Source organism: Chitinophagales bacterium (assembly GCA_016787225.1).
Classification (GTDB): Bacteria; Bacteroidota; Bacteroidia; order Chitinophagales; family JADJOU01; genus CHPMRC01.
This window is the reverse complement of sequence record JAEUUY010000027.1, coordinates 20400-46164: the sequence shown is the minus strand read 5'-3', so window position 1 is coordinate 46164 and position 25765 is coordinate 20400. Positions and strand designations below refer to the sequence as shown.

Sequence of the window (25765 nt, the reverse complement as noted above, 5' to 3'; positions counted from 1 at the left end):
AATGCTCACTACTACTTAATTTCTATTATCTCTGCATCGATGATATGGTACATCCAATCATCGGGATTATCGTGATTGAGTATAAATTTCCCTTTGAGCGTGACAAACATATCCGTTTTTAGTTTATCTTTTAATTTTCTAAATTGAATACCCATGACAGTCTCTGGACCTGCTTGTCCGCAGAAAAAACAGGCAGCAAATGGGTTTTTACTTAGCGCATAGGTATTAGAAGTAATGGGAATAATAAACCCTTTAATTTGTATGGTTTTATCTTCTAACTCACGAACTGTTTTACCATAAATTGGTTTGTGTACCAATTTATACACTGGATCTGGTCGTTCTTCATACCTTACATTTTTTAAAGTATTCCATGTCACTACTGTCTCCACATCCTTATCTTGAGGGATTTCTTCCCCCGCATAGAGCTCCTCTAAATCATATTTTATCTCACTATTAGATAAATGAATGATGTTAGATGTCATAATGGATTCATCTGGTGTTGTCTCAATTGGTCTGTGACTATTAAAAACTAAGGTCAGAACAATAAAAACTAAAAACCATTTTACTTTATTACTCATGAGACAAGGTTGAAGAAATTTGTATAAAATAGGATTTGATTGCAGGAAGTATTGCGGCTAGTATTCCTATAAAAATCGAAACCATTAATAGAATAGCCTGTTGTTGAAAATCAAGTGTAAGTTGATTAAATGACATTTGATATTCATTCTCGGCTAAGCTTGCAATGAATTTAAAACCTAAAATTCCTAATACTAAACCTGAGAAATAACCGATAACACTATAAATAACGCCTTCGGAAAGGAGGAGGGTAAATACCTTCCATCGTGAGGCTCCTAATGTACGCATCATAGCTAATTCGAACATTCTTTCCTTCAAGGTATTGTAAATAGAAATAAAAATACTAATAGCGGATAAACCCATTATGAAAAAAGCTAGGTATCGTATAGCTTCTATACCTATGCCTAATAGGGAAAATAGCCGATTCACTTCTATAGCTGGCTGAGCTAACTGCAGATTTTTTGACTGTTCTCGAATCAATCGAGGCAATTGCATAGCGGCCATAGGGTTTCTGTATTTTAACAAGACTGCTGTAATTTCTTTTGATGATTCATGAGCATGATGATGACATTCTTCTCCATCCTCGTGTTCATGGGTGCATCCATTCTCGCCATGGATATCCCATACACTTTCAATATTTGAAATAATTATTCGATCAATAGCTTTTCCAGTGGGCGCTAATACTCCTGTTACAACCCACTTGACATCTTCATGCTCTTCTCCCCCCTCTTCCTGTCCATGGGTGCTGTGAAACTTATCTCCTAGATTAATTCTCAGTTTCTTAGCTACATCAGAGCCTACAACTACTTCATAGTTTTGATTATTTAGCTTTCCAGCGGATAGCTTAGCTCCAAAATGTGAGATATAACTGGAATCAGAGCCCAACATAGGGAAGCCCATATATGAATCTCCGTAAGCCATAGGCACTGCTGAAGCTATGTATGGGTGTTGCATCCATTTCTCAGCCTCATCTAGAGGAATATTACCAGTAGGCGCATCAATATGATATACTGCTGATAAAATTAGCTGCAAAGGACTACCTGAAGCACCCATAACCATATCTATCCCTTCAATACTTTTTTCAAATTTATCTTCAAACTGCCGCTGTACAAGACTCAGCATAGAGATAATGCCTATTCCAGTGGCGAATATGATAATATTCAACGATGCCGTCAATGGTCTGGAAAAAATATTCTTAAATGCCAACCAAACTATCATATCAATTCAATTAAGTTTTGAGAATGTTCCTTCATACGCATGTCGTGTGTGACAATCACTAAGGCCGCATTCAAAGAGGTAGCTGATTCTTTTAAAAGTCGTTCTACAATCTCTGCATTTTTATTGTCTAAACTAGAGGTGGGCTCATCTGCTAAAATTAAACTCGGTTTATTTATTAAAGCTCTGGCAATCGCTAAACGTTGTTTCTGACCCTGACTTAGTTGACTTATATCCTTGTTTCTCTGGTCTACTATATTCAGTCTTTCTAATAGCTCCAGAACAATATTTTTATCTTTTATACCTGTAGTCAACCATTGAGCCAGAAGAATATTTTCCAAAGCATTGATAGAAGATATGAAATGCATTTTTTGGAAAATGATACTGATATTCTTTCCACGAAATTTATCTAAACTAGAGCCTATTAATGCACTAATCTCTGTGTCATTTAATTTCACACTACCACTGTTTGGTTTTGACAATCCACCTAGAATATGCAATAGGGTGGTTTTTCCAGTTCCCGAATTTCCACTGATAACTATGGAATCTCCTTGGGAGCAAGTGATATCTGGGAAATTGAATTTTACCTGAGGGGTATATTCAAATTTTAAATTTTGAGTAACTAACATGATTATTTATATAAACTCAAATCTAACTTTAGCCAATCAACAATTGAATTTTGAAAAATGTTTTCTACATCCATATCGCTCAATCCCATTTCTGTTATAAACTTACCTATCTCTAAATCGCCTAGCGGAAAAGGATAATCACTTCCTAAACAAATCTTATCCGTACCTACTTTAGATATAATATACCTCAAAGCATCTGCATCATGCGTGATACTATCTACCCAAAATTTCCCCAAATAATTACTTGGAGGAACATTATTATCAATAGCTACTAAATCTGGGCGACAATAAAAACCATGTTCGATTCTACCTAGGGTAAAAATAAATGCACCTCCAGCATGAGAGAACATAACTCTTAGTTTTGGTAGTTTCTCCAATAAACCAGAAAATATCATGGAACATGCAGCTCGAGTAGTTTCAGCTGGCATAGCGACTAACCATGGCAGCCAATATTTATCCATCTGTCCTTTACCCATCATATTCCAGGGATGCACCATAATGGCCATATCCAATCGCTCACAGGCTTGAAAGATAGGGAAAAACTCTTCTTCACTTAAATTCTTATCATTGATATTCGAGCCTATCTGAATACCCTTAAAACCTAACTGTTTGCATCGCTCAAGCTCCAGAATGGCTAAATCTGCATCTTGCATAGGCAAAGTAGCTAATCCAATGTAATTTTTTGGATACTTGGTCACTAAGTCAGCGATATGATCATTGAGATACTCTGAAATTTCCAGTCCATGTCTAGGCTGAGCATGATAGCCGAATAGAACAGGTATCGTACAAACTACCTGAAGCTGTGTTTGATATTTTTCATAGTCGCGTATTCGTTCTTCAGCGGCCCAGCAGTTCGATTTTATTTCTCGGAAAAATTTATCTCCCTGCATCATTCGCGCATATCCAGCCTTGTAGTGATCAAGGTGTATAAAATTGCCATAACCAAATTTTTGAGTCCATTGTGGAAGGGTCTCTGGAATAATATGGGTATGAGAATCAATTTTTATCATAGAACGCAACATAATAAATAATTAACAAAAGTAACTGAAAAAAGGCTAGCAGGCTGCTAAAAATTAAGCGTACTTGTATAGTCTAAACCCAACGTATTTCAGTCTAAATTAAAAACAACAGTCTTTACTCTTCTAGCTTTCATCCCATCAATCTCATCTTCAATTATTAGCCTCTGTGCTTGCTTATTATCAAATACCTCATCCATATTCAATACTCTGCCATAGGGAATATTTTTAGATTTCAGCATTCCTTCTAATTCTTCTGCATTTTTATGAATAAGGCTAGCACTAATCAAAATTATAAGTTCTTGTCTATGGATAACTCTAGCTGAATTTGTTTTAAATTTATCGGAGTTGTGTAGATTTGAAAGATTCAAAACGGTACAAAAATCCATAAACTGACGGTCTGTACCAATGGCTAATACGAACCAAGCACCATCCGCAGTTTGCAATAAATCTCCGTAGGGGGCTATATTAGGGTGTTCAGATCCCATTCTCTTCGGTATAGAATGAGTCATTAAATAATTCGAGGCCTGATTAGCCAAACTAGAAATAGCAGCATCATAGAGGGAAACTGAAACTTTACGACCGACCATTGTCTGTTGTCTTTGAATGAGAGCACAAAGAATACCTTCTTTTAACTGATGTGCAGCCAAAATATCAATAAAGGCTAAAGGCATTTTCAATGGCTTCGAATCCTTCTCTCCATTCATAGACATATAGCCTGTTTCTGCTTGTAAGACTACATCAAAAGCAGATCTTGCGTCCTCTGAACCAAATCCTGTCAATTCAGCATAAATAATAGTTGGATTTAAGGCTAATAGAGTCGAAAAGTCTAGTTTTAACTTGACGGCATCACCGGGTTTGAAATTTACTAAGACTATATCTGCAGACTTTACCATATCACAGACTATTTGATAATCTGATTCATGGGTTAAATCTAGAAAAATTGATGACTTACCGTAGTTCGCAGATGCATAGTATGCCGAAAATGAACTCAAACTGTCCTCAGAAGGAAGCTTCCATTTTCGTGTAACATCTCCTTCTGTTTTACTATTTTCAATTTTGATAACTTCAGCACCTAACTCTGCGAAAAAACTCCCTACCAGAGGTCCTGCTAGTACACTTGCGAATTCTACTACCTTTAAATTCTCGAAAAGTTTCATTTTTTAGCGTTAAGGCGGTCAGATTATACCAATTACTTCAATCTATTTTTTTTAAATATCTGATTGAATTCATCAAAATCTTTTTGAATAAGTATACCAGCTCCCGTTTTATTGATATAGATGGAGTTCAAAGGGTCATTAGATAAGGTAGAATAAAATTTGGCTCGAACATTTCCCAAGGGAGTCAAAAGGTATTCTATATCCATATCTCCTCCAAAAAAAGCAGTATTAGTATTGCTAAACTGACCAGCACCAAAATCATAGTTTCCACCTAAATTAAATACTAAACGATCATTTAATAATTTTTGTGAAATTGCTACTTTCAACTCATTTCTTGTATTGGATAAGCTTTCATCCTGAGTGAGCTGATTATAGTTTTTATACGAAAGTCCGAAATTCATACCTTTAAAAGTATTCTGCATCCAGTCAGTAATATATCCAGACAATCTTCCAGTAAGCACGTCTGAAAATGTATTTTGAATGTCTGATCGTACCGCATTATTAGGATTTTGATTTTGGGAGAATCCTGTGAAAGTCGGCGGGAAAAACCGTTTAAACATCAATAATCCGATGACTTGTTTATTCATCTCTGCTTCATTATTTCTAGTGGTAGATTCAATAGTTTCAAACGCAATTTGTACATCGGGATTATTTTGGTCTACTTTCAATTCATAGGAAATATCAGGTTGAACCATTCTGTTTTTTAACATTAGTATGATATTGGCCTTGACATTACTTTTTGCAGCACTGATAATTCTTGAATTGTCCGTATTACCGAAATATGCGGAAATTAGTTCTTGTGCACTAGCTCGTGTAGTAAAGGTAGCGGAGGCATCGATTAAAGAAGATCTGGGGTCACCCACAAAAGTCATAGTTCCACCTTTATTGAGATAAAAAGTACGCTGCAGAAGGTTTTGGTAGGTAAATAGATAAGTTCCAGAGAAAATCTCATAAGATCCTTTGATATCCATATCCGTTTCAGGAGTCATTTTAAAGGCTATACGTCCTTGACCATTGCATTCAATGCGATCATCCACACTTGGATCCATTATAATAAATAATTTTCCATCTCTGGTAATATCAAATTCGAAATCCAAATTGACTCCTCCTAATTTTTTATTCCTCACATTGACCAGTTTTTCAGATTTATAGCCTTGTGTATCTTTTGTTATAAACTCGTAAAATCCATACTTAGTAGTTTTTTGAACGGTCTCCAAATTGATATGCAACACGGAGTTTTCTAAATTTCTACCTTTAGAAAGAATTGAGATTCGTTCTCCAATAGTTCCTCTAAACTTTATATCGGCATCTGCATATACTTTCCCATATACGGTGTTATTATTGCTACTAGAAGAGTTCATACATAACAATTTTGAAGAAGACGCATCTAAAAACAGATCATATTTCTTTAGATTATTATAGTTAATAAATCCAGACGCAATTGCCTCATTACCTTCCTCATCATAAAATTTAAATTGCTTTATTACAAATCTATCCCTATTGATATCAATAGTCTGATTGCGGGTTTGGTATGTGGTATAGATGGTATGAATACCTGTCTTCAGACTATCTACAAATAATTTACCTTTGGCATTTAAGGCGTTTAGCGGTCCATAAATTTCAAAATCACCGCGTAAGCTGCCATCCATATTATAGACTAATTCTCCTAAAATTTTATTTAAAATATTAGGTTTAAAGCGCTCTAAATGGTGCACAGAATACAAAGAGTCCATGCCTGCCTTAGTATTATAAAAAATTTCGGAATATAGGCGATAAGAGTCTCCATAAAGTGAAAAGTCAGAATGAACAACTTCGTCTTTTAATACACTAGTAAGGGTAAAGCCACCTATTTTCTCATCGTCCCACATCATATTCCCAACACTAATATTAGCTACCGGCTTGGGATTCGATAATAGATCGGAAACTTCCAATGTGCCATTCAAGTTACCCTTAAATGTTTTCAATATAGGCATGAAACCGCTAATCAGTTCTTCCAATTTGACCTCTTCAAACTTCAATTTTAATGAATTGAAATCTTCATCTTGATTGTCAAACTTAATCGATTGTATATCTTTCAATATCTCCAAACTCTCAATTTGAAGTATATTTTTTTCTAGATTAAATCGAACCAGATTATCCGGATGCACCGACCAGACTTTTCTTCCAAAATAAGAATTAAAAGGTTTAAGATGGAATAAGTAGTCGTTATTTACTTTCCTTATATTACAATTAAAATCAACAAACTTGCTGTCTGTTCTATTTAATAATTCTATCGCGAGGTCTAACCCATCTTTAACTTGGTTGAGATTTGCTTTCAGTGGAGTTATAGCCAATTTATTTTCAAAATAGACACTATCAATGAAGAGAGAAGACTTGAAACTTGTATTACTAGATAAATTAGAAATTTTTATTAATGGAAATCTAAAACCACGATACTCGGTGTTATTGAACTCACCCGAAATGGTCATTTTATTTTCCAATCCATTAAATCGCGCATTTAGCTTACCCGCACTGATATTTTTCAACTCAGGATGTATGACCAAAGAATAGTTTTTGATATTCTTGATGTCTAAACTTAAATCAAAATAGGTGGATTCAAAACTCTTCTTATTCACATTTTGCTTATCTATAGTTAAGTAGCTAATGAAATAATCCTTTAATAAACCTGTTAATTCGGATACTTTGAATTCTCCTACAAGATTGGCTTTGAACTCCTCAGAATTTATCTGTAAATATTTATTCCCAGTCTCTTCGAATACGTCCTTTTCTACCGTCAAATTTGAAAATCCATACATTATATTATCCTTAGTTCTATCTACTACGAACATGTCTTTGATATTCATAGTGCCAAGCATTTCGTCTAGATTTTTACCTCTTCCTATTCCATAAAGGTTTGCATATAAATGTAGTTTCTTTTTTGTATATCCAAGTTTTTGCAGGTCTACATTTTTTAAATCAACTTGCAGTTCTAGCTCAGGAATCTCTTCTTGCATGGAAACCTGACCATTCGCACTAAAGCTAAGGCTTGGGTCAAGTGATATAATTTCACCTGAAAAAATCTTATCGCGAATCTTACCATCTAATTTAAAATTTGAGTAGACCCTATCATTGATCGTAGCAGTAGAAACATGACCTTTTATATACGAATTGAGCGATTTAACATCAAAACCTTCCCCATCTGCAAAAAAACTTGCAGTTACATGATCGATAGGACTACCACCTGACAAAATTTCATTTAACTTCAAACCTATTAATTGAACATCCCCTTTATATCTAGGAGATTTTGGTTGCGAAAAATCAAAACTCGTTTCCTTTAAAATAGTCTTTCCCTTATTTGAGTTTAACTCACCATTTAAGGTGAAATGAATCGGATTTCCTTTAAATTTTCCATCATAGGTCATAATTCCTAATCTATCCAGTTCTATAGGAAGATTATTCTTCTGAAATACAAACTCTATATCTTTTTTATCAAAACTAAACTTGTTTAATTGAGCGACCACATTTAATCCTTTATCAGTAAACAAATCCATGACCTGCATTTGTCCATTAAACTTGATTTTCTTCTCATTCATACTACCAAATAGATTTCCTAATGTCAAATTATTCACATTCCCACTAGCTATGGTAGTAAACTTAACATCTAGATGCTGCCATGACTTAAGAGTAGGGGCAAAAAATGCTAGATCTTTTAAACTAATATTACTCTCATAAACATCTGCTGTAACTTTGACCCAAGCAGCAAAGCGAAGATATTCACGCATATGATTATAATTAAATCTCAGATACCCTTTTATATTAGAGTTATTGGTACTAAATTTCAATCTCTTGGCCTCCATTTTATATGAGTTCATAAAGAAATTAGTTTGTAGGTCTGTAATGCCTAATCCACTTTTCTCAATAGCTCTTAAATGCATTACATTACCTTGAATGGAGCGCTGTCTTAATTCTACATTCTCTGCTGCTAAAAATATATTTCGTACATCGAGATCTGAAAATGTTAGTTGATTATTTTTCAATTTAATTGCAGATTCATTGAAGATTTTCAACTGGGCGTGCTCTAGGCTTAGTTTATCTAAGTGAATCCTAAATGGCAAATTTAAATATTCTTGTTTATATGATTTAGGTGTATAAGGAGCCGGATGATGTACAATAGATACCTTTGGTTTATGAATATCCAAATTTCCCAGCTTCCATATAGAATCCGAAAACCTCCACTTTCTAGCATCTAACTCAAGTTGTTGAATATGAAATGAAATCGTTTGGTAATTATATTTATCGCGTAATCTAAATGTTACATTATTTAAGTTTAACTCGCCTAATCGTAAAAAACTTATTTCTGGTTTCTTAGCCTTGGTTTGAGTCGCGAGGGAATCCCTTGTCGGTGTTTTTTTGCCTCGAAAAGTTTTGGTCAAATTAAACACGCTATCTTGAACCGTATTATCTAGATAAAATTCAACATCAGAAATAGTCAATTTTTGGCCTATAAACTTAAACGGTTTATCAAATGAGAAATCTAGTAAATGCTTATTGGATAGCGTGCCTACAAAAATCAAAGTATCTTTCTTATAATCCCGAATCAAAATATTATTGATATGAAATCTTGATAGAAAATCGATAGAAACATTAGAGACACTGACCTCAGTATTTAAAGACTTAGACAATTGACCAGAAAGGTAATCTACCAATCTGTTTTGTATCCAAGGGATTTGTACAAGGAATATAATCAAACCCAGCAATAAAATAATTGCTAGAATGAATCTAAAAACATGCTTGAATATTTTCTTTGCCAAGTTCTGTTCGGGTTAGAATGCTAGAATTAGGTAAAAAATGTATCTTCATCTATAACCTTGCCACCACTGACTTTTACGAGTCTAAATGGATACTTCTCTATCAATTGATAATTATGTGTCGCCATTAGTATTGCTGTATTATGATTTTTATTTATATGAATCAATAGTCGCATAATTTCATCCGAAGTATCAGGATCAAGATTACCTGTAGGCTCATCTGCTAATATTAACTTTGGTCTGTTTAGAAGCGCTCTTGCTATTACTATTCTTTGTTGTTCGCCTCCTGATAATTGATGAGGCATTTTATAGCCTTTATCGTTCATATTTACAAGAGTTAATACATTACTGATACGCATATTTATATCAGCTTTTTCAGTGATTCCTGTTGCACGAAGCACAAACTCTAGGTTTTTAATCACTGACCGGTCTGTCAGTAACTGGAAATCCTGAAAGACAATACCTAGTGAACGTCTTAAAGCATAGAGATTGCTTGACTTTATCTTTTTGAGATCAAAGCCAGCCACTTCTGCAGCACCGCTCATAATAGGTAAGGCTCCATACAACGATTTTAATAGTGTACTTTTACCGCTACCTGTCTTACCAATCAAATATGCAAATTCCCCCTCTTTGAGATTTAGATTAATTTCTCGAAGTACCTGAAAATCATTCTGATAAATAGAAACATCTCTCATTGAAATGATATCCTTAGAATTCGCAATTGTAGTCATTACATGTAATTTTATACTATTTGTGAATAAATATGAGTCTTAATTAATTGTATCAATTATTTGATTATCTAAATTTTGCGATATTTATAAAAGCTAACATTGGTATTAGACGCAAACTTAGCCATTTTCGTTTAGCTAGTATTTAGTTTTTATCATTATTATGGATACAAAACTATTCAAAAAGCGAAAGCCGCTCCTTTTGGGAGCGGCTTTCTGAAACCTTTCATTATTTACACTAATTTAGGTGTTACTTGGATATGGTAAATTTACCAATGGCAGATTCTTCATCATTCGAAATCATTAACTGATAGTTACCGTTTGCTAATTGACTAAAGTCAAACGCATGCGAACTTTCAAGACTTGTATGCTTTTCATTGAATACAGCAACCACTCTTCCCGTCACATCAGTTACGGTGAAGGTGATAGGTTTCATTTTTTTGCTACTTACGTCTACGGTAACTTTACCATTTGTAGTAGGTACAGGATACATAGTGAATCCAAATCCGTCTGCATTCGTCGATGAAATTCTAGAGCTAGACTTTAATTTGTAATCCATAAATGCTGTACCTCCTAATTTCGGACTTACAAGATTCTTTAATATCACAAAGTGAACATTATTCTCAATACCGAATTCCTTATCTCTATGAGAAATGGTGTGCTCGAAGTTAATAGGAACAGTCATATTGTTCCACAACTGACTAGTGAAAGATCTCTGTGTACTTAAGATAAATGTAAGATCTATTCTATCGGTAGTGAAATTACCAGCATTGGCTAGTCTAATTTGATTAAATCTACTCATCAATAAATCGGCATCTGTCTTGGAATAGAAGAACTTCACCTCATAAGGATTTTCCACATTGCCTTGAATATCAAGATTGAACAATGCTGAACCTAGAATAACACCTCTATTCTCATTATTGATAGGTGAAATTTCACGAATATTACCCATCAACTCGATATCAGGTTTAGCTATGAAGTTATTGCCATTTTTCTTAATAGCCATCAAAAGTTGTTCACTTTGAGCAGAGGTAGAGTAGTAAGTCCAACCGTTAGCATCTTCACAACGCTCTACTAGATTAAAGACGGTAGAACCTGTGAGATAAACCTGACTCGCCGGATTTACATTTTTCAGCACTATCTTATTAGAAACAGCATCTGCACAAAGATTATTACCTACGACCACATAAAACTCATCACCGATAAGGTTTACATTATTATAGGTATAACTAGGACCATCTCCATTAGGTGAAATTGCTATGCCATTTCTATACCATTGATATGTTTCACCAAATGTAGCTTCTACAGTCATGGTATGTGTAGAAATAGCACAAGAACTTACACCCATAGGCTGTTTAGTAATGATAGGCTTATCTTTTACTACTACTACTGCTGAATCTGAATATGTGATATCACAGACTGCGTCGTTAAAGGCAAACAATCTACATCTATAGACTCCAGAATGTGAAGGATCAGCATTTGGTATAGAGAAGTTAGCAAAAGTAGCGCCCGGTATAGCCGTCGATCCTTTAAACCACTGATAGGTTTTCACTCCTTTCGCAGTTACATCTAAGCTGAAGGCATTACCTGCACAGATATTTACATTCTTAGTAGGTTGTGTCACAACAGCTGGACACTTAATTCCTTGAATTCTAGCAGTATTGGAATTTACAGAATTGCTACATGGTGCAGGCGCGGTAATTCTACAATAATAAGTACCAGAATCTAAAGCAGGAACAAAATTGGTGATAGCAAAACTATCAAATATAGCTCCCACGATAGGATTACCCTGTCTAAACCATTGATAACTGAATGGACCAGTACCTGCAGCAATAACTCTCATGGTATGACTACCCGCTGGATCTTCTAAAATAGTAGCGCCGTTAGGTTGTAGAGCAACAGAAGCAGGAGTGTTGACAGCTAGAGTAAACTGAGTAGAAGTCACATCCGAACAAGCCGGCTGTGCTCTCGCTATGACGAAATAACTACCGGCATCAGCAGTGGTGGCATTCGTAATATTAAATGTAGAACCTGTCTGACCTGTATTACCAGCACCTACTTTATGCCACTCTACAGTCGAATGATCTATCGTAGTTACATTCAATGTAGAATTCGTATTAAGACAAATAGGGTTTGCACCATTTGGAGCCACTGTTACTACAGGAGTTCTGTTGATATCTAGATCAATAGTATCATATACATAAGGACAAGCTGGGCTACCGAGGATAGATACAATATATCTACCAGAGTCAGCGGTCATCACACCAGTCTTAGCATACGTGGCTGCATTAGTGCCCACTGTAGAGCCATTCAATCTCCAATTATATGTGTAAGGACCTGTTCCAGAAACCCCAGTGGTATAGGAGATATTCTGACCCTCGCACTTCACATCATTGGTGGCTAATGGTGTTGTTATAGCCAATGGTGTACTGATCGTTACTGTAGCACCCACCGAAGTATCATTGGTACAACCAAAGTAAGCTACTGCTATCACATCATAAGTGGCTGCATCTCCATAGCCTACATTTGGTATGCTATAGGTACTTGAAGTAGCTCCTGAAATATTGACGCCATTCTTTCTCCACTGATAAGACTGAGCAGCCTGAGCCACTACACTTAAATTCAGTGTTCCATTGAGACATACGTCTGTATTCACTGGTTCAGTGGTAACAAATGCAGCTGTCGTAGGATCTACTTTTGCATTGTTCGAAGTTACATTAGGACAAGAAGGACGACCCGTAATAACCACATCATAATTACCCGTATCTGCAAATCCAAATGGATTAATCGTCATGGTACTGGTCGTTTGACCGATTGGTGAACCTGCTTTTCTCCATGCATAACCTGTAGCATTCTGTGCTACAACATTGAGATTAAAGGCAGCACCGATACATCCATAAGAGAAGGAAGCAGGGTGTGTATTGATTACGATTGCTCTATTGACCTCAACCAACACTGGTGCAGAAGTATCCGCTTTACAGGTTGTAGCGCCAGCATTGCTAGACAATGCTACCACACGATAGAAAGCACTATCCGTCATAGTAGCCGATCCTATGCTGTATGCCGTAGAGTTAGTTCCTACTGGAGAGCCATTTCTCAGCCACTGATAGCTCGCAGCATTCGTAGCTGATGTAGTCAGGGTGAAAGTTTGAGTTTCACAACGCACAATACCAGAGGCAGGAGGTGTGGTGATAGCAGCCAAAGTTGTCACTTGGAGCGTATCATTGGTACTTGTCACATTAGGACAAGGAGAAGTACCTACCATTTCTACTGTATAGATACCAGCATCAGCAGGCTGAGTACTTGCAATACTATAGTTAGCTGTATTGCCACCAGTTCCTATCGACACATTGGTTCCATTTTTCTTCCACTGATAACTTGTAACATTCTGAGCTGTTATAGAGGCATTAAATGGAGAATTTTGACAAACAAAGGTTTTAGCCAATGGCTGAGTGGTAATGGCAATTTTTCTTACTACTGCACCTAGAACTGCATTCGAGGTATCTGCTTTACAAGTAGTCGCACCTGCATTTGCTGATAGAGCTACTAAACGATACATACCGCTATCAGCCATAGTAGCTGGGCTACCACCTTTGGTATAGGTTTGAGCTGTACCATTAGGCGCTCCAATTGGAGAACCATTGAATAACCATTGATAACTAGCTGTATTCGAACCTGCACCTGTGATAGATATTGACTGATCTTCACATACCTGGAAGGCTGTAGGCTGGGTCGTTATCGCTGCCAAAGTTGTCACTTGAAGCGTATCATTCGCGCTTGTCACATTAGGGCAAGGTGAAATTCCCACCATTTCTACTGTGTAGATACCAGCATCCGCAGGCTGCGTGCTAGCTATGCTATAATTAGCAGCAGTACCACCTGTTCCTATTGATACATTGGTTCCATTTTTCTTCCACTGATAGCCTGTTACATTCTGTGCCACAATAGAAGCGTTAAATACTGAATTTTGACATACAAAGGTCTTAGCTAAAGGCTGGGTGGTAATGGCAATTTTTCTCACAACGGCACCGAGTACAGCAATAGAAGTATCTGCTTTACAAGTAGTCGCTCCTGCATTAGCGGAAAGTGCTACTAAACGATACATACCGCTATCTGCCATGGTAGCTGGGCTACCTCCTTTAGTGTAAGTCTGAGCTGTACCATTAGGTGCACTAATAGGAGAACCATTAAATAACCACTGGTAGCTAGCAGTATTAGATCCTGCACCCGTAATAGAAATCGATTGATCTTCACAAACCTGGAAGGCTGTTGGCTGGGTAGTTATTGCTGCCAACGTAGTAACTACCAACGTATCATTCGTAGAATAAACATCAGGACATGGAGCTATACCTTTTACTAATACTCTGAATACTCCTGCATCCGAAGGCTGTGTACTCGGAATTGTAAACGATGGATTCGTAGCAGCAAAAATTGTAGTCATATCTTTTTCCCATTGATAGCCCGTGGTATTATTTGCCGTTACACTCGCATTGAATGGAGAATTCTGACAAACAAAGGTCTTAGTCAATGGCTGTGTCACAATAGAAACAGGAAGATTGACCTTCACAATACCCGCTGTAATAGCTGAGGTATCTGGAGTACAGCCCACTGCAGCCATCACGACCAACTGGTATGTACCTGAATCAGCCTGTGTATTCGCTTTGACCACCAAGGAATCTCTGGTAGCACCAGCTATAGGCGAACCATTTTTCAACCATTGGAAGCCAAGAGCTCCCTGATAGGTCGCCTTTAAGGTAGTAGAATCGCCAATACACAAGCTCGTGGTCGTAGCTGGATCTGTTAAAATCATAGCAGGAGGTAATACTCTAACACGAACCGTATCACTATTTCTAGCAGGACATGGTGTATTTGGATAGTAGGTGATAAAATAGCGACCACTATCTGTATATGCACTAGATCCTTTACTAAACACATCTAAATTACCGGTATTCGAACCTCCTATTTGTGTCCACATGCGAGCGGTATCATTATTGGCATCAGCGATCACAGCCATAGGTGAGCCTACGCAGACGGTAGTATCTTTTGGCTGAGTAGTGATCACGATAGGAAGTCTAATCTTAACTGTAGTAGCTACCGAGGTCTTATCCGCACACGGAGCACCTGTAGATAAATCTACCTCATAAGTACCCGAATCCGCTTGCGTAGAATTAGAAATAGCTAGACAACTCGTACCTGCGGAAGGATTTAAGGCTGTACTGATATTCAAACCATTTTTCTTCCACTGATAAGTAATAGGACTGGTAGAACTAGCATTAATACATAGCTTCATTGTATCCCCCGCACAGAAGGCATGGAAACTAGGTGGCTGTTGATTAATGGTAATTGTATCCTTAATATTCAAGGTTATACTATCCCGCCTTGTGCAAGAATTCGGTAAGGTAGCGGTCACATAATATTTAATCGTGTCATTATGCCGAGACCATACCGAGTCTCTTTGCGTACCTGTGTAAGCAGAGGTAGCGCCTGGATTCGAGAATAAACCTGTAGTCGGTGACCAAGTGATAGGAGCTCCGTCTTCAAAACGTAAGGTCATATTTGGCCTATTAGTGCCTCCTGTTCCCCATGTTCCATCTGTCCGTGTAGCCATATCATTCATCGTAGCACCTGCTACTGTAGGCCAGCGATGCATAACAGGTGTAAAACCGGAAACAGTCGAAAACTGTAGAGGTGTAGTTGGAGATGTAGTGGTTCCATTTGCCCAGGATATAAGAATAACGATATTATCCGTTTTATTCCATTCAAACTCGTCGGATAAAGGACCATTTAATGGATTAGCAGGACCAGTACCGAATAAAAAGGTATCACGCCTATTCGTTACAGGGAAATAGGTAGCTCCAGCTGCAGGTGCTTCATAGACTCGTTTCATAATACCCGCAGTCAATGGAGTCATGGCAGAACCTGCGCCAGTATATGGATTTATGTCATTTGCTCCAGTAAAGGTAGATAATGTGGTATGACCTACAAAAATCTGAAATCCTGGATAAGATGCACCACCAGGAACAGTTCCTGCAGTCAAGGTTATAGCCTTCAATGTTTTAGCTGAAGCCGGCAATGCGGCTAATTCAGAAGCCTGAATGATAATCTGGGTTTTCTGACCTCCCCAGTTATTGTTAAACGCAGTTGCGCCATTTGCAGAACCAGTAGATGTAGCTGTACCAGCGACATGATTTACTAATCGATATCCCTGAGCTTCTAACTGCTGAATCGTGCCATTACAAATATCTACACTAGCCGTTGTAGGTATTCTTTGAATGACAGGAGGTATCTTTTTTACTTGTAATCTAAAGGTATCGGTCGTAGCGCACTGCAAACCAGAAGTCTGGGTTCCCTTCAATACATAAGTGTGCGTAGCGGGCGTAGATTCAGAGAAAATATAACCTATAGCGCTATCTCCTGATATGGAGGTATTTGGTGTCCATACATAGCTATTATAGGTAGAAAGTGGAGTAGGTGCAGTCAAGGTCACAGGAATAGTAGAGCCTAATGAACAAACAGAATCTAACTTGCGAGATAAGGTAATCGCTGGCGGAGCTACATACTTCACTGTATCAGGTCTAGGAGCGCCCCAGCATCCTTCTTCAGTTTTTATATTAAAGAAGTTGAAACGCTGCCAAGTGACTGGACCAAATGCATCTCTACCTGAAGTAACTCTCATAGAACCAGAAGTGGTAGGAAATGGAAATGTACCAGCAGTGCCATGTGCTAATTGTGCACCAGTTACAGCTGTCATTACCATATCTAAATCACTCAAAGGAATCGGAATAGAGAAACCTAATGTAATAGTTACTGGTGTGGCAGTAGCAGCTGTAGTAGCCGCAGTACCTCCTGTATTGTAACTAAATGGAACAGTAACAGGTGACCCTGGAAGTTCGGTTCCTGATTGATTTCTTAAAGAAACCGTAATAGTACCTGTAGAATTAGGAGGACCAAAAGGATAAATATCAGCATGAGTAATAATCAATTTCTTGGTAGTTGTCAATCGCACGCCTTGATTTAATGTAGCATTCCCAAAACCAGCAGAAGTATAAGGATTACAACTATCTATGACTGAAGTAAATTGTCGAACGAAGAAAACAGTTTCTTGATTCAATGCTGGTGTGGTGAAGCAACTTCCTTCTGCTAGCGTTCTCAGGGATGTAGCAGAATTGAACCATCGCAGTACATCAGTCGTAACCGAACTCGTGGCACACAGGGTAGCAGAATTTAATCCACAGATAGTATCAGGGACTACACTGCTAGGTGTAGGATTATTAAATGAAATCACATGATCGGAGGTATCCCTATTCCCAGCATTATCCGTGACTATACAGCGCACCGTGCGAGCGCCAGTACTTCCAGTGGCTAAGAAATTAATAGAATCTCTGAGATTTCCAGTACCTAGGTTGGTAATTGTACCTGTACCTGAGAACATGGACCACGCGTAGGTATGTGGAACACAGCCGCCCGTAGAGGTTACAGATAATCGTAATTGTTCACCCGTACAAGCCGAAGTTCCACCCACTATGGTATTGAGGGTCAAAGGTGGTACAGCAGTACTCACTGTATCTCTGGCAGTATCTACACAAGAACCATTCACCATACGCACTCTATAAATCTGGTTATTGACTGATACGGCATGTACCAAGGTATGATTGGTCCCTAATATGGTAGCTCCCGTATTACTCGATGTCCATGATAACTTGGTCTGATTAGTATCGGCTGCACCTATAAGGGTTACAATATAGTCTTCGGTCTCCCCCATACCATTTGGATTGGCATTAGGACTGGAAATAGACGTAGCAGAAGGGCTATTGAGACCAGTCATTACTCTACACAGCGCTGGACCACTTGATATATTGGTAGGCACCGCTATGGTACCTGACACGGTGTGCACACGAGTACAGGTAGTATTGACAGTGGTCGCCACATTTGGTGAGTTTACTACTCTTTCTGTAGTAGGATTAATAATACCATTTCTATCAAAATCAATAAAGATAGCCACTGTAGAACCCCAACCAGTAGAAGATGTAGTGTTGGTAGAAAGCTTCACTTCATATGGCACATTAGCCCCAGCTTTAAGCACTGCAGGAGCAGGTAAGGTAGCTGTAGCAGTTGCACTAGTGTAATTCTGATAAAATCCTCCTGTAGTGCCACCAGTAGAAGCAGGTAAGCCATTAGCGGCAGGTCCTTGTGCGGCCGTAATACCAGTACAATTGGCTGAACTTAAGAAATTATCTAACTGGAAAGTATCAATTTGAATCCATCCTAAGGTAGGATTACTTGGAGGAGCAGTCCCGAGACTATAGGTAGGCATGGTAGCTAGTGCATTAGCCATTCTGAGACTATGCGTGATAGGCGTACCTGCACATGCAGGATTTGGAGCCACATCTATAAATGCCTGTCCACCTGCGAAAGGATTCGTCTGCACTGCCAAGAATAATGTATCTCTGGCTCGACAGTTCGTACCCGTATCAATAGCATCTATAAAAACAGGATAGTTCCCTCCAAGAGAAGGAGTTATGGTTTGCGTTCCTGTCGTATTTTTCAATGGAAAGGAAACCCCAGGAATGGAACCTGACCAAGTAAAGGTGTCAAACGATTTCGTTGGACCTCCTGATTGAACATTTATAGCCGTCAAGTTGATAGCGGGTCCTTGACAAATTCGCAAGGTATCTCGAGTACCATTGCCTCGACCTACTATGGAATCAGAAGCTGTCACCGTCAGAGTAATAGGTGCTCGAGGACTCCAGCATCCTGAGCTTGGATTTTGTATTGATACCCATAATGTAGAGGTTGCCCCTACAGCATTGAGATAGATGGTATCTAAGCCAGTTTGAAGCGGAGAACCACCTGCTGCTGCTGCAAACCATTGAATCACAGGGAAGGTATAGCCGTTGGAGTCTCTCACCCTAAAGCTAGTAGGTGGAATACCCGCACCACATTGGGTGGCATTAAATGTTTGCAATCTGCGTGGTGCAGGATTGACCGTTATCGACTTGGTAATAGGCAATCTACAGCCTACAAAATTTAAGGTATCAATAAACAAAGTCGTGGTATCATAAGAAGGGAGTCGGATAGGATTGGTTGTACCTAAGACGGTAGTACCTGTTTTATTTGTCATCCATTTATGCGTGGAGAAATTCGGATCAGGCTGACCCTTGAGCATAACTCTATAATCCTCGACCTCTCCCCAATTAGTAGTCTGGGTAGGAGAGGTAATAATAGGTGCTGCAGCACCTGTAGCTGTAAATGCCATAACTCTCAATAGTGCTGGACCACTGACAATATTAGTTGGAACCGTTATCGAACTAGCTACTCTACCCCCTGTATTACAGGTCGTAGCTGTCGAGTTTAGTGGAGTAGATGAGTAATTTGCCAACTCAGCAGGTGATTCTAGAACTCCATTTCTATTATAATCTATATATATCGCTATTCCAGAACCCCAATTCGTAAAAGTAGTACCCGAAGTAGCTACCGTAGTTCTAAAATTAATAGTAGAGCCAGCTATTACTTCACTAAAGGAACCTAGAGCTGGTTGAGTATAATTAGAATATCTAGTACCTGATGAAGCAGGCAAACCATTAACAGCTGTAGCACTCGGAGTTAAACCATTCGTGGCTGGAGCACATAATGATATATTTGAACTTGAACCAATAATAAATGTATCGATGGTTCCCCAAGCATCTGTACTAGTTAAATTATAAGCTCCTAAACCTGTATAAGTAGGCATAGATGCCGCAGAGCTATCCACAATTACTCTTAGCAGAAGTGTATCTCCTTGACACGAAGTAGCCGGTGTGTGCTCTATAGAATAAGGTGGTGCAGTCGTATTCACCGAGTATTGCTTCGTATTGGCAGCACCTGTAATAGCTGGTGTACCGGCGATATTCACCGAAGCAGGACAGCCACCCGTCAAGGTAGCACCTTGTACACTGACATTCGGTGTTCCTACATTGTCCTGTGCTATCACGAAATATTGAATGATATTACCAGTGACTACTGCAGAATTTAACAAGCTGTAATCTAGGTTGAAAATAAAAGGAGAAGTGGTATTGGTCGCTTCTACCCATTTCCAACCATTTCCTGAGCTATTATTAGCAGCAGAAAAGGTATTGGTCTCGGTCGATTTTTTGAAATATAATCGAGGGCGAGTACCACTGGTCGTATTGATACTACCCGTGCTAGGAATATCAACAATATCAGCAGTCAAGCTAGCCCCAGTAGTACAGAATAAATTAGGGATGTCACTAAAAGTTATCTTAGGCCCAAAAACGTCTGTAGCTGCACCTGTAAACTGCAAAGCTCCTCTATCTGGTAGGGCTCCACGACTCGAACCATTGAGGTCAGTAGTGATAAAAGATATAGGATCTGCACTCTGTCTAGACAAGCCTCCTCCACTCGGTTGGAAGGTATTGGCAAGAGGACCAGCTACCCAAGTTTCTGTATTAGAAAGTGTTCCAGCTTCACCTTGCATAAAACCTTTATAGGCACTACAAGGTCCATCAAATAAGGCATCATTGGTAAAGGTAGCATTGGCTGTCCATTCTGTAAAGCCATTGGTGACCGAAGTGCCAGTACCTTCACAGTAGTAATAGTTTTGCATACCAGAATTAATTCTATACGTATTATTACTACTGGTAGTTAAAAAGTTAAGAGGTCTTGTACCGTTGGTACCGAAGGATCGTTTGATACAAGCCCAGTTGGCAGAGGTACCAGGTGTAGCATTGATGTCTATAATATTATTTTTAAGATTTATTGCTCCTGAGGTAGCATTCGCACCCGAATTAAAGAATATACCAGCGCCTCCGAAAGCAGATGTATTGGCTGTACCTGTCAGAGCACCGCCACGTCCAAGACGAATGGTATTGTGATAAATGTTTACTACTGTCGGTGAAGCCGTAGTAGCCACATTAATCCCGAATAAGTTATTAGTAGAACTGGTATGTGGAGCAAACAAATCCGTGATATAATTATTATAAATATTATGGGTTCCTGTATTGTTGACAGAGATACCTCGAACATCACCTGTAGTAGCTATGACACCAGGATTCGAAACCTCTAAGCTATCAATCACATTATTGAAAACATGGATATCTGGAGAATTATTGGTTATGCTCATACCAGAAACAGTACCTCCTGTAGGGTTTGTTGTAGATGTGGTACGGATATAGTGCTTTCTCAATCGATTGTTATGCACTCTAAAACTACCTAGTCCACCGAATCTATTCTCTATCTGCATAGACGGAGAAAAGGACAATCCTGCTAGCCCTCCAAAAAAGACATTCTCGACAGTATTATTTCTGACGATGGCATTAATACGAGGTGAAGCAGTAGCCGCAAGGATACTTAATGGGGTAATTGAACCTCCATTATTGCTTGTAGCTATAGGTTCATGACTTAAGTTTCGAACGATGTTATTTTCGAGTATGAAACTATCTTGAATAGTAGCGGCATTAAAAGCTGTAGTAGCACTAAAAGTTGGATTACCATTTCTTCGAATATTTCTAACTATATTATTGGTAAAATAACCTTTTGCAATATTGCCAGCAGAAGTATTTCCTATCCAATTAAATCCGATGAATTGAGCACTTCCTTGTACAATACAGCTATCGACATCATTGCTATCTATAAAAAATCTAAATTCTCGGTGCTGATTTGCCGTCTGATCAAAACCAAAGGCTTGCTGAACTAATATACCGGTAAAATTATTAAATGAAGTAGGTAAAACAACTGTATTCGAAGCAATGGAATCAATACGAATACTATTTTTCTTTACAAAGACATTTGAATTTCTTGTCTCAGTACTGCTATTGCTACAGTTAAGACTAATACCTACGAACGTATTCGATGAGGTTCCATGCCCCTTTCGCATGCGAACAGTATTATTGGAGATTATATCATTCGCTCCGCCTAATGTCGTAAAGAAAATTCCAACACAGGTACCGCTTGCATGTGCAGAATCGGTGGTTATTAAATTATTCTGACATACAATACTATCGACTGAACCTCTACCCGCTATACCAATAGCTTCATTTGGAAATGCTGTCACATTTCCGCCTATGTTTCGTATAGTATTGTTGTTAATCACAAAATTTCTTGCTTTTACATTATTACTAGGACCTCGAAACCATAAAAACGAGAATCCTTCTATCATGGTATTGCCTGTAACTTGTATATCTCTATGTCGATCATCATCCGCGCTCCAATTTAGAAAAGTATTGGTACCTCTCGTGTGAGGAACTGCTTGAATAGCCGCACTACCGCCATTATTTGACATATTAAAACTACAATTCGTAATTTTAATATTCTGACAGCCATCAAATGGTGCTGCACCATTGAGATTACATAGTAGAATAGCTGCTTCCATCTGCTGTGCTGTCGTCGTATTAGAAACTGGATCTACAAAACTGAAATTATTGATAGTCACATTATCTATACCACGTAGTACCCACATATGATCAATATTAGCAGTAAAAGAAACTGTAGTAGTATTAGATAGGGTACCAACTGGAGCAGTGAGTATGTTTCCATTCCCATTGAAGGTCAGCGTCCGTCCAGCCATAGTGGCATTGATACCTGGATTGCCTAAAAACGTAGCTCCAGTACCTAAAATATAACCACCCGTAGGAACGGTCTGTGCTGCGGTTACGTTTACCGTGAGGTTACCACTCAAACCATATTCATTGAGGGAATCGATAAGAACCCCTAAAGCACCAGTACCTGTAAAGCTACCACTCGGTATGGTAATGGTGCCCGAATACTGAGCAGATACTTTACTAAAACTCACCAAGCCCACAAAGAGGATTAGAGTGGTTTTTAGCAAAGTGTTGAATGATTTTCCAGTGGTTTGCAGGCAAGCTGTTATAGCTCTCTGACAAACTGTGGGAGTAGAATTTTTTCTCATATTGTTACTGATTTTGGTTTAGTAATTGTGTTTAAAAAAATTGGCGTTTGCATTAAAAAATGTTTACGATTTAAATACATTATTTTATTTCTTAATAATTCTTTAATTTTTTAAAGGCGTAAAGATAGTTTGATTTTTTTTTGGCTGCAAGTGTTTTTTATACTAATTCTTAATTATGAATTTTAAATTTTGAATAAATTGATTGTTTTTTATTGATTTTGTTACTGTTATGGAATTTGTTAAATTTTAACCCAAATTCCGCATTAGAAAATGCAAAATCGATTTAGAATTAGTATTTCAATCCCGTACGTAAGGGATTGAAACAAATTCTAAATCGGGATAAACCCAACTAAATCATATAGTTCGCCACTTTGTGGCTTCTAATGATTAATTTGGGTTAACAGGTTGTCCACAGTTTGGAAAAACAAGGATCTACATCCTACTAACTCTAATCTCTTTTCGCTACGTAGTGTCTTCTGAAAAACTGACCATTCCAAGAGTAATAAGCATTAAATTAGGTTTTAATGAAACAAGTATAAATAACCACAAAGCCGAATATTTTCATAAAGCCTTGCCATATTTTTTATAATGAGGCTGGAAAAAATCTAAATTTTAGCCACAAAGGCACGAAGGCACAAGATGTAAAAAGTGCACAAAATTTATACTTTGCGACTTGGAGTCTTTGTGGCAAATCACTAAGTTGAGACTTTTTAGACAGCCTCGTCATTTGAACAATGTTCATGTCAGAAATGGTATGACCATATAGAAACCTAGATTTATTTTCGAGATTTTAGAATTAGGTAGCTGAATACACATTTCGAATAGGGCAAGACAAAATTCTTGTCTGCGCTTTAGCGTTAAAACACAGAATTAAACGCTATAAATTAAATCGCATTTTCCTTCAACTTCTCTGCATTTTCTACAAAGCGAAGGGAGTCTATCATTTCCTGAATATCTCCATTCATAAATGTATCCAGAGAATAGATAGTCTTATTGATTCTATGGTCTGTGATTCGACCTTGAGGATAATTATAGGTTCTTATCTTAGCACTACGGTCGCCTGTGGATACCAATGATTTTCGGTGACTAGCCACATCGCCTACTCGCTTCTCAAGCTCCATATCATAGAGTTTTGAACGAAGCATTTCCATAGCCCGCTCACGGTTGCCATGCTGGGAGCGCTCTATCTGACATACTACGACTATTCCTGAGGGCTTGTGCGTTAGTTGAACCTTGGTTTCGACCTTGTTCACATTCTGACCTCCAGCACCGCCAGAACGAGACGTTTGCATCTCAATATCAGCAGGATTGATTTCGACATCAAACTCTTCTGCCTCAGGCAACACTGCTACCGTAGCTGCAGATGTATGCACACGACCCCGTGCTTCGGTTTCGGGTACACGCTGCACCCGATGCACGCCTGATTCATATTTCAAATCGCCATATACGTTTTCGCCCTTCACACTCAATACTACTTCACGATACCCACTAGTAGCACCCCAGTTTTCGTCCATGATTTCCACTTTCCAGCCACGCGTCTCGCAGTAGCGCACATACATACGCATGAGGTCTTCGGCAAATATACAAGCCTCATCACCACCCGTTCCTGCTCTGATTTCGACCATCACATTCTTTTCATCAGCCGGATCTTTCGGGATGAGCATGAATCTTATCGCTTCTTCCATAGGTTCTACCTGCGGTGTCAATTCGTCTAATTCCAATTTTGCCATCTCTTTCAATTCGGCATCGGACTCCGTCTTGAGTATCTCTCTATTCGATTCGATATTGGATAATAAATCTTTATATTCCTTGTACTTTTCGGCTATGGGCTCTAGATTGCGATATTCTTTGTTCAGCACTTTAAATTTTTCCATATCCTGGGTGGACTCAGGGTCACTCAGCTTCTCCTCGAGCTGCTTGAATTTTATATAAAGACTCTCTAACTTATCTAACATGATGATAAAAATGGGGGCAAAAGTACTGATAAATGAATGAAGTCTAACTAGAAATGTCCAAATATTGTGGATTTCTTAACCATATAGAATTGTGTTTTCTCCTTACATTTACCCTCTAAAATTCGAACATATGAAATTTTATATAGATACCGCCGTATTAGCAGAAATCAAAGAAGCACACGATATGGGCATATTGGATGGAGTGACGACCAATCCATCACTCATGGCTAAGCTTGGTATTCAGGGTAAGGAGGCTATTCATGCACATTACAAGGCTATCTGTGATATCACTTCGGGTGAGGTAAGCGCCGAAGTTTTATCGACAGACTTTGCAGGTATGGTAGCTGAAGGCGAAGAATTAGCTAAAATAGCTAAGAATATCGTGGTGAAAATACCTATGACGGCTGATGGTCTCAAGGCTCTCAAACATTTCAAATCCAAAGGGATTAAAACGAATTGTACCTTGGTATTCAGCGCAGGTCAGGCATTACTTGCCGCTAAAGCGGGTGCTACTATGATATCTCCATTTATAGGTCGTATCGATGATAGCAACTGGGATGGCGTTCAGCTTATTTATCAAATTATGGAGGTTTTTAGAAATTATGATTTTGACACCGAAGTGCTAGCAGCCTCTATCCGCAATCCTTTGCATATTGTGAAATGCGCAGAAGCAGGCGCCGACATCGCTACCTGTCCACTCAGTGCTATCAAAGGCTTGCTCAATCATCCATTGACCAATATAGGTCTCGCACAATTTATCGAAGATTCTAAAAAATTCGCCTAAACCTACTTACC

10 protein-coding genes are annotated in these 25765 nt (G+C 38.4%); 1 reads left to right on the top strand and 9 read right to left on the bottom strand.

Going from position 1 to position 25765, the window contains the following annotated elements:
* Positions 1–11: 11 nt before the first annotated feature.
* The 9 genes from JNL75_10785 to prfA form a co-directional block, all read right to left on the bottom strand.
* Positions 12–578 (bottom strand): hypothetical protein, encoded by a 567-nt coding sequence (locus JNL75_10785; protein MBL7790303.1) that lies wholly within the window; start codon positions 576–578, stop codon positions 12–14.
* Positions 571–1794, bottom strand: coding sequence for an FtsX-like permease family protein (locus JNL75_10780; GenBank protein ID MBL7790302.1), 1224 nt, complete (start codon positions 1792–1794; stop codon positions 571–573). The genes JNL75_10785 and JNL75_10780 overlap by 8 nt, the downstream gene beginning before the upstream one ends.
* Positions 1791–2420, bottom strand: coding sequence for an ATP-binding cassette domain-containing protein (locus JNL75_10775; protein MBL7790301.1), 630 nt, complete (start codon positions 2418–2420; stop codon positions 1791–1793). The genes JNL75_10780 and JNL75_10775 overlap by 4 nt, the downstream gene beginning before the upstream one ends.
* 2 nt (positions 2421–2422) lie before the next feature.
* The gene (locus JNL75_10770; GenBank protein ID MBL7790300.1) at positions 2423–3442 is read right to left on the bottom strand and encodes an amidohydrolase; all 1020 of its coding nucleotides are present in this window, start codon (positions 3440–3442) and stop codon (positions 2423–2425) included.
* An 86-nt stretch (positions 3443–3528) separates the two neighbouring features.
* Positions 3529–4596 (bottom strand): CoA transferase, encoded by a 1068-nt coding sequence (locus JNL75_10765; protein ID MBL7790299.1) that lies wholly within the window; start codon positions 4594–4596, stop codon positions 3529–3531.
* Positions 4597–4628: 32 nt separating this feature from the next.
* A complete protein-coding gene (locus JNL75_10760; GenBank protein MBL7790298.1) occupies positions 4629–9386 on the bottom strand; it encodes a translocation/assembly module TamB domain-containing protein in 4758 nt (1585 codons plus the stop codon).
* Between the two features lie 26 nt (positions 9387–9412).
* Positions 9413–10114 carry an ATP-binding cassette domain-containing protein gene (locus JNL75_10755; GenBank protein ID MBL7790297.1) on the bottom strand — a complete coding sequence of 234 codons (702 nt, stop codon included), beginning with the start codon at positions 10112–10114 and terminating at the stop codon, positions 9413–9415.
* 247 nt (positions 10115–10361) lie between these two features.
* Entirely contained in the window at positions 10362–23015 is a 12654-nt protein-coding gene (locus JNL75_10750; GenBank protein ID MBL7790296.1) for a T9SS type A sorting domain-containing protein, read from the bottom strand.
* A gap of 884 nt (positions 23016–23899) precedes the next feature.
* On the bottom strand, positions 23900–24970 hold the full coding sequence (prfA, locus tag JNL75_10745) for a peptide chain release factor 1 (protein MBL7790295.1): 1071 nt from the start codon (positions 24968–24970) through the stop codon (positions 23900–23902).
* A 130-nt stretch (positions 24971–25100) separates the two neighbouring features.
* On the opposite strand from prfA, the gene fsa reads away from it, so the two are divergent.
* Complete coding sequence (gene fsa, locus JNL75_10740) at positions 25101–25754, top strand: fructose-6-phosphate aldolase (GenBank protein MBL7790294.1); 654 nt, start codon at positions 25101–25103, stop codon at positions 25752–25754.
* The last annotated feature ends 11 nt before the right edge of the window (positions 25755–25765 follow it).

Coding starts and splice junctions, on each gene's coding strand:
- JNL75_10750 (MBL7790296.1), bottom strand. CDS start 23,015: ATGAGAAAAAATTCTACTCCCACAGTTTGTCAGAGAGCTATAACAGCT.
- JNL75_10780 (MBL7790302.1), bottom strand. CDS start 1,794: ATGATAGTTTGGTTGGCATTTAAGAATATTTTTTCCAGACCATTGACG.
- JNL75_10755 (MBL7790297.1), bottom strand. CDS start 10,114: ATGACTACAATTGCGAATTCTAAGGATATCATTTCAATGAGAGATGTT.
- fsa (MBL7790294.1), top strand. CDS start 25,101: ATGAAATTTTATATAGATACCGCCGTATTAGCAGAAATCAAAGAAGCA.
- prfA (MBL7790295.1), bottom strand. CDS start 24,970: ATGTTAGATAAGTTAGAGAGTCTTTATATAAAATTCAAGCAGCTCGAG.
- JNL75_10770 (MBL7790300.1), bottom strand. CDS start 3,442: ATGTTGCGTTCTATGATAAAAATTGATTCTCATACCCATATTATTCCA.
- JNL75_10785 (MBL7790303.1), bottom strand. CDS start 578: ATGAGTAATAAAGTAAAATGGTTTTTAGTTTTTATTGTTCTGACCTTA.
- JNL75_10765 (MBL7790299.1), bottom strand. CDS start 4,596: ATGAAACTTTTCGAGAATTTAAAGGTAGTAGAATTCGCAAGTGTACTA.
- JNL75_10775 (MBL7790301.1), bottom strand. CDS start 2,420: ATGTTAGTTACTCAAAATTTAAAATTTGAATATACCCCTCAGGTAAAA.